This window comes from Pseudomonas nitroreducens TX1 (assembly GCF_000313755.1).
In the GTDB taxonomy this organism is placed as follows: Bacteria; Pseudomonadota; Gammaproteobacteria; order Pseudomonadales; family Pseudomonadaceae; genus Pseudomonas; species Pseudomonas nitroreducens_A.
This window is the reverse complement of record NZ_AMZB01000026.1, coordinates 1-12517: the sequence shown is the minus strand read 5'-3', so window position 1 is coordinate 12517 and position 12517 is coordinate 1. Positions and strand designations below refer to the sequence as shown.

The 12517-nt window shown below is 50.1% G+C and carries 14 protein-coding genes; 8 read left to right on the top strand and 6 right to left on the bottom strand.

The window, feature by feature from the left end; genetic code table 11:
* The first annotated feature begins 307 nt into the window (after positions 1 to 307).
* The 5 genes from C167_RS0100300 to C167_RS33440 all read left to right on the top strand — a co-directional run bounded on the left by C167_RS0100300 (position 308) and on the right by C167_RS33440 (position 5307).
* Entirely contained in the window at positions 308 to 1390 is a 1083-nt protein-coding gene (locus tag C167_RS0100300; RefSeq protein ID WP_017516298.1) for a type I restriction endonuclease, read from the top strand.
* Between the two features lie 242 nt (positions 1391 to 1632).
* On the top strand, positions 1633 to 2139 hold the full coding sequence (locus C167_RS0100295; protein ID WP_017516297.1) for a hypothetical protein: 507 nt from the start codon (positions 1633 to 1635) through the stop codon (positions 2137 to 2139).
* A 70-nt stretch (positions 2140 to 2209) separates the two neighbouring features.
* Positions 2210 to 3085, top strand: coding sequence for a nucleotidyltransferase (locus C167_RS33450; protein WP_081596622.1), 876 nt, complete (start codon positions 2210 to 2212; stop codon positions 3083 to 3085).
* Positions 3085 to 3747, top strand: a complete 663-nt coding sequence (locus C167_RS33445; protein WP_081596621.1) for a hypothetical protein — start codon at positions 3085 to 3087, stop codon at positions 3745 to 3747. The genes C167_RS33450 and C167_RS33445 overlap by 1 nt, the downstream gene beginning before the upstream one ends.
* A gap of 180 nt (positions 3748 to 3927) precedes the next feature.
* Positions 3928 to 5307: a DUF6602 domain-containing protein gene (locus C167_RS33440; RefSeq protein ID WP_081596620.1), complete on the top strand. Its 1380-nt coding sequence runs from the start codon at positions 3928 to 3930 to the stop codon at positions 5305 to 5307.
* A gap of 251 nt (positions 5308 to 5558) precedes the next feature.
* On the opposite strand, the gene C167_RS0100285 is transcribed toward C167_RS33440, so the two are convergent.
* Positions 5559 to 5780 carry a helix-turn-helix domain-containing protein gene (locus C167_RS0100285; protein ID WP_017516295.1) on the bottom strand — a complete coding sequence of 74 codons (222 nt, stop codon included), beginning with the start codon at positions 5778 to 5780 and terminating at the stop codon, positions 5559 to 5561.
* Positions 5781 to 5898: 118 nt separating this feature from the next.
* Between C167_RS0100285 and C167_RS0100280 the strand changes: the two genes are divergently transcribed.
* The 3 genes from C167_RS0100280 to C167_RS0100270 all read left to right on the top strand — a co-directional run bounded on the left by C167_RS0100280 (position 5899) and on the right by C167_RS0100270 (position 7385).
* The gene (locus tag C167_RS0100280; RefSeq protein WP_017516294.1) at positions 5899 to 6216 is read left to right on the top strand and encodes a hypothetical protein; all 318 of its coding nucleotides are present in this window, start codon (positions 5899 to 5901) and stop codon (positions 6214 to 6216) included.
* 192 nt (positions 6217 to 6408) lie between these two features.
* Positions 6409 to 7065: a DUF4145 domain-containing protein gene (locus C167_RS0100275; RefSeq protein WP_026078702.1), complete on the top strand. Its 657-nt coding sequence runs from the start codon at positions 6409 to 6411 to the stop codon at positions 7063 to 7065.
* A gap of 17 nt (positions 7066 to 7082) precedes the next feature.
* On the top strand, positions 7083 to 7385 hold the full coding sequence (locus C167_RS0100270; protein ID WP_017516292.1) for a hypothetical protein: 303 nt from the start codon (positions 7083 to 7085) through the stop codon (positions 7383 to 7385).
* 91 nt (positions 7386 to 7476) lie between these two features.
* Here C167_RS0100270 and C167_RS0100265 read toward each other — a convergent pair whose 3' ends face one another.
* From C167_RS0100265 to C167_RS0100245, 5 genes are all read right to left on the bottom strand, one after another.
* Positions 7477 to 7797 carry a hypothetical protein gene (locus tag C167_RS0100265; RefSeq protein ID WP_017516291.1) on the bottom strand — a complete coding sequence of 107 codons (321 nt, stop codon included), beginning with the start codon at positions 7795 to 7797 and terminating at the stop codon, positions 7477 to 7479.
* Positions 7798 to 8039: 242 nt separating this feature from the next.
* Complete coding sequence (locus tag C167_RS0100260) at positions 8040 to 8729, bottom strand: recombinase family protein (RefSeq protein WP_017516290.1); 690 nt, start codon at positions 8727 to 8729, stop codon at positions 8040 to 8042.
* A gap of 514 nt (positions 8730 to 9243) precedes the next feature.
* Complete coding sequence (locus C167_RS34360; RefSeq protein ID WP_157791799.1) at positions 9244 to 9975, bottom strand: hypothetical protein; 732 nt, start codon at positions 9973 to 9975, stop codon at positions 9244 to 9246.
* A gap of 163 nt (positions 9976 to 10138) precedes the next feature.
* Entirely contained in the window at positions 10139 to 10777 is a 639-nt protein-coding gene (locus C167_RS0100250) for a hypothetical protein (RefSeq protein ID WP_017516288.1), read from the bottom strand.
* 214 nt (positions 10778 to 10991) lie between these two features.
* Positions 10992 to 12314 (bottom strand): site-specific integrase, encoded by a 1323-nt coding sequence (locus C167_RS0100245; RefSeq protein WP_017516287.1) that lies wholly within the window; start codon positions 12312 to 12314, stop codon positions 10992 to 10994.
* Positions 12315 to 12517: the final 203 nt, after the last annotated feature.

Here is a 12517-nt window from a genome sequence, read left to right as displayed (position 1 = left end):
TGTGGCTGGCGGGGCCGCCTCCATTTCCTAAGTCCTTAATTCTAAAGGACTTTCTCTCCTGAAAAACTTTGAGTGTGACAGCGCCTTGGTACACCTGTGTGGTGCACCGTGAGGGCGATTCTAGCTGTCTGCTTTTCTCTGATCTAGGTCGTCATACCGCTGAATTGCGGTAGAGCTGGTGCTCTGCTGTACGTTCCGAAGCCTTCGCTGCTGCCTTTGAGCTGGATCAACTGGTGGGCTGTGCATGCCAATTGCCAGTATCGACGCCTGTTACTACGATGAACGCGTTCTCAACAAGGAGCGTGACATGGAATTCGTAGAGCGACTGAATGCACTCTCAGCCAAGGTTCGGCAGCAGGGCGGGGCGATCCAGACGGAGGAAGGCACCAAGACGGCCTTGGTCATGCCCTTCATAAACTCTGTGCTTGGCTACGATGTGTTCGACCCGTCCGAGGTGACGCCTGAATACATCTGCGACATCGGCACCAAGAAGGGTGAGAAGATCGATTACGCCATTCTGAAGGATGGCCAGATTCAGATTCTGATTGAGTGCAAGAAGATCGGTGAGCCTTTGCACATCAATCATGCCAGTCAGCTTTTCCGCTACTTCCACGTCACTAGTGCTCGAATCTCCATCCTCACTAACGGACAGGTCTACAAGTTCTTCACGGACCTGGACGCTCCCAACAAGATGGACGAAAAGCCGTTCCTGGAGCTTGATCTGCTGGATGTTGATGAGCACGTACTGCCCGAGCTCCAGAAGCTAACCAAGGCTGCATTCGATGTTGATTCGATCATCAGTGCGGCTGGTGAGCTGAAGTACGTGAGCCAGATCAAGCGGGAAATGGCCAATCAGTTCAATCAGCCTGACGACGACTTCGTGAGGTTCTTCGCTGCCCGCGTTTACGACGGAATCATCACGCAGAAGGTGCGAGAGCAGTTTGGCGTCCTGACGCGAAAGGCTGCGGCTCAATTTCTGGGGGATCAGGTCAATGACCGCTTGAAGTCGGCCATGAGCGGTGCAATTCAGCCAGCGATCACTATGACACCAGCAGAGCCTGCCGCAGCTTCTGAAGCTGAAAGTGATGCCGGCGACGACCGCGTCCACACCACGTTGGAAGAGCTGGAGGGATTCCACATCGTTAAGGCTATTGTCCGGGCTGTCGTCGACGCGAAGCGTATCGTGCATCGCGATACTCAGAGCTACTTCGGGGTGCTGCTGGACGATAACAACCGGAAGCCGATTTGCAGGCTTCACTTCAATCGCAGTCAGAAGTACATCGGTCTATTCGATCGGGAGAAGAACGAAACCCGTCACCCTATTGCCTCCCTGGATGACATCTACACCTTTGCTGACCAGCTTAAGGGTTCCATTGCGTACTACGAGTGAGCTGCATGCTGATAAGAGCCCGCTGATCGCGGGCTTTTTCATTTCTGCTGTCGCCGAGCGATCAATATCCTCTCTGTGTTGGGGGGCAATTGGTTGCAGAAACATGGCAGAGGCCGGAGGGCTGCAAGGCTGGAAAACCTCTTTCGGCACTATCGTACTTTCAAGATGCCATCATCCTACATGCCAGTTAGAATCGACCTATGTAGACCCTTGGGCCGCCAGCAAGCAAGGACACAACGTGCATGGAAAAGCGCGAGATTGACGAGCAGCTCAAAAGCCTGAGCTTCGACATGGACGAGGAAATTGACGATCGCAACGAACGTCGGGGCCGGAAGGCCGCGCCACCTCGCCACGCCCACACTCCCATGGACCTTAGCCACGCCATCATCCTGGCCGCCATCATCATAGTCGGCGGTTTATGGGGCGGGAAGCTTCTCCACGACTACATCCAGGAACTGCGCATCAAGGCCGCCTTCAACGAAGCCGCCGCTTACATGCAGCAGACCATGCAGCAAGCCGAGCAAGACTCCAGACGCTCTCAGGAAGAAATGCAGCAGCGTATGGCGGCCGAGAAAGAAGCCAGAGAACAGCGGCGCGCTGAACAGCTCACTCAATTGCAGGCAGAGCAAGTCCGAGCAGAACAAGAAAATCGCTTCCAATCATCTCAGTGTCAGTTCTGGTGGCAACAACACCAGCAGAACCCAACTGAGCGAACGGCGAAGAAAAAAGCCGAATCTTGCGAAAAGTAATCACCACCTACAATCCGAGCAGAGTCAAATAAAACGTTAATCTTAAATTTGTCTTATTAAGGAAAATGAAATGAGTCTAGAAGAGAAACTAGCCGGATGGATTGGTCCGTCAAGCACCACGGAGCAAGACAAACAAGATAGAACTGAGAGAATGATACGGGAAGCTATTAACGCGCACGCCGCCTTCGATGATTGCTCTCTAAATGTATTTGTAAAAGGGTCTTACGCCAACAACACAAATGTTCGCTCAGACAGTGATGTCGACATTGCAGTTGAATGTACAGATGTTCGTTACTGGGAGGAGGAAACACAAGGGATTCATACGCCTGGAAATCCATACACAGGAATATGGACGCCCGCAAAACTCAGAAGTGAACTTGTTTCCGCATTGAAAGCAAAGTTCCCGGAGCAGGTGGATGACTCAGGTACAACTGCTATACAGATAAACTCCAACTCGGCCCGAGTCGACGCCGACGTCGTCCCATGCTTTAGCTACGTATACTACATGGAGCAGGAGTCGAGGTCGGGCACAAAGATATTTAAGACTGACAATAGCAGTATTGTGAATTATCCAGTGCAACAACTAAGAAATGGAATAGCAAAGAACAACTCAACAAATTATTCATACAAAAAAATCGCACGCATACTGAAGCGTCTAGAGAATGAAATGGCCGAAAACGGGAAGTTTCGTGAATTGCCATCATATTTCATGGAGTGCCTAGCATATAATTGCCCAAACTCCCTGTTCAGCTACCCCACATGGACTGAATGTGTTCGCGAGGTATTAATTCATATCTGGAGTAGTCTCGAAGGAGCAGAGCCGGAAACAAACAGGTGGGTTGAGGTAAACGAGTGTTTCTATTTATTCCACTCGGGGCAGAAATGGACACGCAATGATGGTCGCGAGTTTGCTAATGCTGCATGGATTCATCTGGGGCTAGAATAATGAAAAACGCCACGCTTAAAAATACTCTATACTTGCTCATTGGGATATCAGCATTAGCCTGGTTTTCCTTGGCTTATCTAAACGACCTAAACCTATCAAAGCTCAAAGATTTCTTCGGGCTCGTCCCCAAAGTTGTGAGCTTTGACCTAATCGTAATCGCCATATTTGTTAAATGGGGGTGGAAGCTCAGAATATTTAGAGGATGGCTTGTCCCCTTTCCAGATTTGAGCGGAACTTGGACAGGCTATATTTACTCCGACTGGAGAGACCCTCAGACAGGCCAGAAACCACCCCCCATCCCTGTAATGCTAACTGTCAGCCAATCTTTTTCTCACGCCAGTTATTTGATGCGAACTAGTGAGATGGAAAGCTCCTCTTACTCCGAAGGCTTCTTGATTGACCCTGATCGGCAAATCAAGAAACTTGCATACTCATATACTAGCAAGCCAAGATTAAGTTTGAGCGAAAGAAGTACGCCTCATGATGGAAGTGCAGTATTCCAGATTATTGAAAAACCGAAGCTTAAGCTAGCGGGAAGATATTGGACTGAGAGATTAACAAAGGGTGAAATAGTTCTTGAGTACTACTCTAAGGAACTACTAGAAGACTTTCCAGAATCTATGGGCGTGCACCCCGTCACCGAGAGCGAGAATAGACGCTGAAAGGGAAATCGCCTCAATCGGGAAAGTAGACGAAAATTATTTTTCGTTCTCTGCCCTGGCTCACCGATTAGCTTTATATTAGAAAGTAAATCCGCCCATTTTGGGTGTCCTGGATTTCGAATTGATCCGGATTATTAGTATATTTATCTCATGCTGTATGAAGAATAAGGAAAGCCGCCTATGACTGATGGAAAACCCCGAAAGAAGCGTTTAACAACGATGCAAAAACAAGAGCGAGAAGCGCGTTCCGCACAAGGGGGGCGAGTTAAGGAGCGGCTAACTGAGATTAACTCTAGAGCAAACACACTTCGCTCCAAAGACAAGGAATTCCATGGGTTAGAACGCGAATTAACGAATTACCATAAAAAGCTTCTCAATGACTACGAAATCTCCAAAGACATTAAGCATCCTAGAGATGTTGGAACAGTTCGCGAGGTTCTACTTAGGGATTTCTTCCTGGAAACAAAGCTAATCCCTAAAAGATATGCCGTGTCACAGACAAGTGTGCGCGTAGCATCCACTTCAGGCCATATAAGCAATGAATTAGATATACTTTTCTATAATGCACTAGACTCATTCACGCTTATGCAAAGGCAGAATATTTATGAAGTCTTGCCAGTCGAATACAGTTATGGTGCGATACAGGTAAAATCAAAACTTACCCCGAAAGAAATAAAAAGCGCTTTCGAGAATATTTCCTCATATAAGAAACTCAAAAGGCTACAGTCTAGCAGAATTGAATGGCAGGGCTCAAGTTCAAACAAGCAAGATGACGGATTTGGGGTGATCTTCGCCTACGATACAGAAATGGATTGGATGGACATTGTAGAGGAGCTTGAATCCGTTTCCGCTTCCTATAATAAAAGTGAGCTTCCAAACGCAATTTTCATTTTATCGAAAGGATATTTCTTGTTTGGTGATGAGGGGTTCGCTAGTGCCTACAATTCGCACATTAAGGAATTCAAAAAAATAAAAATATACGGGCATCCAGACTATCAAGATCACTGCCTTTATCAGCTCTACAACGTAATATTTAGCCTGCTGATAGAAACTCAAAATCAAAGTGCACTTCCTCACCACTACGCTAGGTTGCCTCTGACTGCCGGGGAGTACTCCTATAAGTACTTATTGGGCGGACTTGCGGAAGTTGCTCGATGTGAAGAGCATGGTGATTATGCCAGAATGTATACTCCGGAGAAGCTGGAGAAAGTCATCAATTGGTGCCGAAATGCAGAGCCAATAAACTGGGTCAAAGCAATCGACATGGCTTACGAGAATTCAACAGATAGAACTGAAGCCTACGAAAGGCAGCCACAAGAGGTTCGAATTTACAACCCGAAAGAACTTCCATTAAGTGACATTCTACTAATAGAGTCAGAGATTTTACATGACGGAGAAATTAGAAAGATAAAGTCTCTAGGCTTTGACTCCATCGAGAGCTGCGGAATAAACATGTATATACCGTACTATTATCAGGTCCTAGAAGAGCTAGTGTCGGGATGCGCCAAATGCAAGAGTAAAGCTAAGGCCAAGGCCAGAGTTGCAAAAGCCCCAAAATAGCCGCTTCATTTGCTATTAGTTGGCTCCTTGCCCCTTGAACAATGTCTGCCGGATGCGCAGAACTACAGGAAGTCGAAAAAGTGTCGAAATCACTTGCTGAGACTTTCCTTCAATGCTCTGAATTGTACCGCTGGAAGGCCCGGTTTCACTGGTGTTGGCCAAGAAAGCCCATCAACGACCACTGCAAAAAACGAATTCGACTCTCTATTGATGGGGTTGCTTCGCACTGCGCTATGGCTGGTCCTCCAGTATCAAAGACCTTGAAGTAGGTCGGATAGCGTCATTCCCAAACCATCAGCAAGCACTTTGGCCGCTTCGAGGCTGGCGTTGGCGGTGCCCGTCTCAATCCGGGACATGTAGGTGCGAACGAAGCCACATTTGTCAGCGAACGCTTCTTGGCTGAAGCCTTGCTTGCTGCGTAGCTCGCGGATTCTCTGGCCAAAGGCTTTGCGTAAGTGTTGGTTGGTCTGCATCGCCAGATGATGGTGGAGTGTGCTCTATTCGTGAACACATCAACTGATGACACACTAAGTGATACAATGCTTACCGTAAGCCGATCCGATGGGGAGCGGTCGCGCGGAGAGCTGAGGAATGAACGAACAGATATTTGTGCTTGCCAGTCAGAAGAAGAACACTAATCACATACTCCATTTGCTGTTATGCATCCCGACTTGCGGCCTGTGGCTGATTGTCTGGGCGGGTGTGGCAGCTAGTAATCGCAGGCGCAACGACAGAATCCAGCGGCAAATCAATGATGCGCTGTATTATAAGATGCAAGGGTTGGACGACATCGAGACGTACCAGCGTCTTGGTGAGGATGAAGCTGCTCGTAGACGCCAGCGGGCGCAGCTCTTCGTGGTCATGGCGATCACGGTGGTCATTGTAGTTTTCATCAAGACAAAGCTATAACGAGGTTGCGTAACTTCAAGCCCGTTGAGCAGCAATCAGTGGCTATCGACTTTGTGCCCATCAGGGGGCGTAGTGCCTCTCCCGCTGAATGACGACGCCGATGCTTCAGCGGAGATAGATTTTGAAGCGATTCGGTTGCATCAGTAGAGTCGAATGAGTCGATAAATCGAACAATTTAAAAGGAAGTTGAGAATGCCATACATTTCGATAGAGAAGGAACCTTTTGAAGTAGATGTACTTCCTGATGTTTGTCCGCATTGCCATCATGCGGTAGCTCCCTTGTTTCTTGCAGCAATTTTATACAGGGGGGGTAAAGTTGCTGATGCTGCATATCGCTGCACAAGAAATAACTGTTTAAGAATGTTTGTTGCAGTTTTTCGCCAGAATTTTATGAATCCGCAAGATCCCTATGAGCTGAAATACACATACCCGCGTAGCCCTGTCCCGCCAGAATTTTCGAAAGAGATACTTGGAATCTCTCCGCAGTTTGCTGAGGTGTTCACGCAGGCGGCGGCAGCCGAAGTGTTTGGGCTGAGTGAAATTGCTGGGGGCGGTTATAGGAAAGCTCTAGAGTTTCTTATAAAGGACTATGCAATTTCAAAGAATCCTGAAAAAGAAGAAGAGATTAAGTCGAAGTTTCTAGGTAGAGTGATTGACGACTATCTTGCCTCTGAAAATATCAAGCAGTGTGCAAAAAGAGCGGCATGGCTAGGGAATGATGAAACCCACTACGTTAGGAAGTGGGAGGAGAGGGATGTTAACGACTTAAAGCGCCTGATTGATCTGACCGAGCACTGGATTGAGCAAGAAATTCTCACTGAGAGTTTCTTGAGGGATATGCCGGAATAATTTGAGGATCGTCATGGATGAACAGACTATTAATCCTTGCTACAACCGCTCTGCTTGCTGGCTCTGCTGATGCAGAAGATAACGTAGTGCATGACATGATGGTTGTGTCAAAAATGACAGGCGCATGCGGAATTGCACAGCAAATGGCGGAGTTTCAGAGAACCACACAGATGCCGGGAGGGGATGAGTTTGTTGCACGATTCTGGAAAATGGAGTTTGCGCGTTTAGGCGTGACTCAGAAAGAGTACATCACCAATTGTGAAAGATCGTTTGAGCTTTATAAGAATTACTGGGATGCGGCCGAGGCTGCGAGTAAATAGCTATCTTGCTGAAGGAGTTAGATCAACGAAAAAGGCCGCATATAGCGGCCTTTATTCTTGCGCGAGAGGAATGCAGTCGAACTTGCGAAAGCTAATTTGAAGTGTGGCTAAACTTGAATCGTGTGGCCACTACTATGACTAAACCTAGCAGCGATATAAACGTCCCCGGACACGCCTGAGTCAACTTTGTCGAGAGCCCTGCGCTCTGAAATAGGACTGTGATCGGCTCCCAGCTGTAAGTGCCAAACAGTGTTAATACGCCGATCAAGATTATTAGGCCTCCCAACATAGCCCCAGCATTTGCCTTGGCTGCTTCTTTATCTGCCAGATACTTTTGAACCTCGGGCGGGGTTTCGGGATGGATGCTCACACTGTTAATTACAAAGACGCGCTCGTCCTTCTTTCCGGACATGGATACCTCCGTCTGTATCGTCAGGAATGGGGTTTTCCCCTCCGGAATTCCCTTTCCGCCGCCGGGAGCGGGGATGCACATTGATGGCGTTTTGAGATTCCCGGCCAGAAAATAATGCAGGAGGCACTGAGGATTGCCAAGTTGGAATTTTTGCCTGAGGTGCTTAACAGGACACAACCGGCTAAATGAGAATCCGTCTTAAATATAAAATAACCCCGTGCGCCTCTGAGAGTTGCAACGACTCAGGCAGCGAGGCGAGATATCAGACGCTGAACAGAGCAGGCTGTGTGTTGCTTGCCTTGGGCTGTTGTGACGCCATGTTCATTCAGGAAACCAGCGATAGCACGGAGCGAGCTGTGTCCCTTGGAGCGGGCAAGGGCGAGCATGGCCTCAGCCTTCCGGGCTTGTGTGTCGGCCTGATCCATCCGGGCTTTACGTGCCTTCACCACATTCTCACTACGGATGGCCTTGGAAGCTCCCTGAGAACGCCTCTGCACTTTGGCAATAGCATCACTGTCTCCAGCGTCTGCACGCATCTGGAGCGATTGCAGGGCCTCTTTCGTACGTTGGCTGATGAACTCGCGTTCCTGCTCTGCAAGGGCTGCGAATAGGTGAAGCTGGAACGTGTTGGCGTGGGGCATTGTCGCTACCTTGAACTCAGCACGTTTCATAAGGCCGGCGATGTGTTCAACGTCCCGGCTCAGGCGGTCAAGCTTGGCGACTACCACGGGCAGCTTGTGGGACAGGGCTTCTTTGAAAGCCGGACGCTCCAGGGGGTGAATTGTCCCGCTCACCACTTCAATGCATTCAGCGACAATGTTCCAGCCTTGTTGAGTGGCTGCACTGGTGACGTAGGAGCGCTGTGCTTCAAGACCAAGACCGGATTCGCCCTGACCCTTGGTACTCACTCGGTAATAGGCCACTACGTTCATTTTCAGCACCTGACGTGTTTTGAGTGCTGAGTGTATCACGTAGAGACGGACGTGTGTTTAACGATACGGGTGAGTGAATCGGATTTTGACCAGCCCTATTTCCGACGCACTTATCTATAGAGTACGGATGTAGCTGTCCGGAACGCATTCAGAAGGGAAGAATTCGAATCCGTCTGGATAGGTTAATTGGCAATCGGCTTCAGCGGGGGCGTTTCCGGAATCAAGTTTTCGCGTGGGGAAAGGGGCCATGCTTAGTATTCTGCTTACGGAACTCTTGATTCGTCTGGCTCGCACCAGTGATTACCAAGCTTTCGAACATTCCAGACGTGCTGATCTGATTGGTTTTCGCATAGTTTAGATACGGTTTCATAGAGCCGAACGCGGCGGTATTCAGGGGGATAATATCGGTCGTAGCTGCGGATTCTTGTTTGAGCGATGAGGCCGTTGGTGTCGCTCCTAAGAGCAAGGCGAGCGTATGGGAGCGGAGGTGTTCAAGCTCTCGCTCCGTTGCACACTAGTGCTGATACTGGAATGTGGGAGTCATCGCATCAGCATTGGACCGCAGTCGATCAACGTATTTGATCAGTGCTCGTACGACACGGAGATCAGGTGCAATCTCTCGCAGGTAGTCACGAAGGTGGTCGTCAATCGCGTCAGCCTTGAGCCTCTGCCAGTCGCAATGGGCTTCCAGTGTATTCGTTCTCCACTCTCCGATGGTGAGTGTGCCTTTGTGCGTGACCGTGGCTTGGAACCCTTCGGCAAAGATTGCGACCCCCGGATACCCTGCTCGTGGTAGCTCCCTTTGCCATCGTGCGGCCATATTGATGTACGGAGGTACGAAGCAGCAGGTATCTGGGCTGTAAACTCTGTTGCCCGGTATGAGGATGTCTTTGTCCAATTGGCATCCAGCGATACGGTTCTTGTCAAACCAGACCTTAAAGTCAGAATACCTGTGCCAGCACGGAGCTACAGAGCAATCTGTGTAGGTTGTACGTGATCTTGTTGAACTCTCGTTGTAGCAGCGGTCAAGCATGCCTTTCCATACGGTGTACGACCATTGATCAGCACCGTAAGTGTCTGTGAAGTCGTCAATACCCACACCGTACAACAAATCTACTTTGGGTTGGTTGGTGGCTGGTTTCGGTATCGGTATGGTGAACAGGATTGGTGCGTAGTCTGGGGTCCGTGATTTCGAACCCTTACCACGGGAGGGAAGGGTTTCTGGTAATTGTGCTGCGTAGGTCATATGGCCTCCTTATTGACTTGTTGGTGGTATTCCTCTGATGAGTGAGCCTGTTCGACGTGCCCGTCGAGATGTTTTCTTTAGTAATAGAAGTTTGCTCAAGCCCTTATGTCACGGGGCTTCCAGCTGGATTTTTACGTGGTTTTTTCTAAAAAGATACGCAAGGCTAAGCTACGGCCTTCTGAGTGACATTGGCGGGGGCTGGTCTGTCGCTTGCTGGATTCAGGTACCAATCTTTTATGTACTCCTCCCGTGCATGGTCACCACCCCGGAAGATCAGCCGAGGATTGACTGCCAGCTTGATCTCACCCATGCGAATGCCACCCTGTCTTGAGGTGTTAACTCGGACCATGTTGGTGCTAATCAGGGTGCTCAGCTTCTTCATCAGATTTGACTCTGATGTGCCCAGTGCTTTCGCTAGACCGGCTTGAGGCATGATGATGATGTTCCGGTACAGAACCAGTCCGTGCAGCTTGCGAAGAATGTTCATCATCGGCACAGTAATTCGACAGTCCAAGCCTGTTCGACGCCATACACCATGGGCGTAGTCCTGTGCGTCAATCAGCGTGTGAAGCGTATGCGGAGGCAGTTTGCGTCGATCAACATGTTTCAGGAGCGCGTTCAGGTCGTCAGCACACCGGCACTTGCTAAGTTCGGGCTGATAGTCAGGGCGTTCAATGAGCACTGAAGGCTTGTCGTCGTAGCCGAAGATTTCACCGGTGAACTTGTCTACGACAAAGCCGCCAATGGTGATAAGAGCGGCATTACTGCCGGAATTGGTGGTGCAGGGAATGGTGTGATGCATCGGTAGTCTCCTTCTTCAAGTTCATTTCGATAGGCAATTCCTCTCGGGTTGTGCCGTGGTTACTTCGGTAAATCGCGGGCAACAAAAAGCCCCCTTGCAAGGCATCGGACAAGTGTCGCGATGGTCGCGTGGAGGCTTCTTGTGCTGATCTTCTGTTCACCAGAAACAGGCCGCTAATATAGCTGATTCGCGACCGTCTGTCAAGATCTTCTTGCTATTCTGAAATATCTTGATCTAGCTCGATGAGGTTGAGAGCTTCCTGCATGGCTTTCAATGGAATACGACTGCCGTAGATGCCGAAGGTGACGGCGCTATCTTCGTGCCCTGTCATTCGCTTGATTAGCGAGTCCTGCACCCCAGCCTCTCGGAGATCATCAACGAAAGTGTGCCGGAAACTGTGGAAGGTTTTTCGGGGATCTGAAACGCCCATCTTGGCCTTGTACCTGCTGAACCACTTCGATGGGGCATGTCCGTATTTTCCTAGTGTGGGTTCCAGATCGGGAAAGGCTCTTGTCACCCCGCTGGCCCTAATCGACTCGACATACTCCAGTAAGCCGATGGTGATCAGTGCAGGGTGAATAGGAAGAGTTCTGCGGCTGCTCTGATTCTTCAACTTCTGCCCGTCATGCCTGTCGTCGATTCGAATGCATGTAATACCCTGCAATTCGACAAAATCAGCCGTGTGAAGCTGACATAGCTCCTCCAGTCGTGCCCCGGTGAAACGGGCTAGTAGGGGGAGCCAGAATCTCCAAGGATGCTTACGGGCCTCTTGGCGAAGAGTGTGGAGATTCAGCAGCACCAGAAGGTCGGATTGGTCGAAGGAGAGGCGAGCATCTTTCGCAGCGCCAGCCATGACCTTCATTCCAGTCAGTGGGTTCTGCTCCAGGTAGCCGTTGGATTTGCACCAGTTGAAGAAGGCCGTGAGCTTCCTCAGTCGGTTATTGATCGTCACTGCGGTGATGGTTTGGTAATCCTTCGCTGAATCGACTACCTGTCGCAGCGACATACCTCTGAACTCCGGTCGTTGGGCGAAGTATTGCGGGCATCGGCTGAGTCGGTCCTTGAGAGTCCGTGCTGTCTCTGCAGTGAACTGGTTGGCCGGCATGTCCCCCATCAACTCGAAGAAGTCCCTAAGCGCCCGCTGCACGTCGAGGCCGCTGACTTCTCGCCATGTGCCGCCGCGTTGCCCTTCCTTTATGTATGTCTTCGACAGTGAGCTCAGCAGCGGGGAATCTCCTGCCACCGTATTCGGTGCAGTTAATGGCGCTTGCTGGCTGCGAGGTGTGAGTAATGGAATCGTTTCAGACGCTCCTTCACGCCACTGGATGCAGAGAGCACGAAGCTGCTCCAAAGTCGTGAGCGGCTTATCGGTGATTTGCAGATGAACGCGCTGGGTGAGGGCGCTGGCGAGAAACACCGCGTTCTTCCTGTCCCGCACATCAAGGCTCAAGCGAAGAGTGTGGCGGTGCGGAAAGAGATGCTTGGGCAGCCGGAGATTCAGGTAGTAGACGGCTCCGCGACGGATTACGTAAGTCATGAGTGTGACACCGAAGTGGTACAGCAGAGTGGAACACTGCTAGCCACACCTCAGATTTCAGGTGCTAGTCTCGACGTTGAAGAGTGCCGAAACTGCTTAAGGACGAACCCAATAGCCCAGCGCCGGCCCAGGCGCAGCGAGGCTTTCAGCCGAACTGCGAGCACGCTTGCGTGCACCCTGGTCAGGTCCGGAAGGAAGCAGCC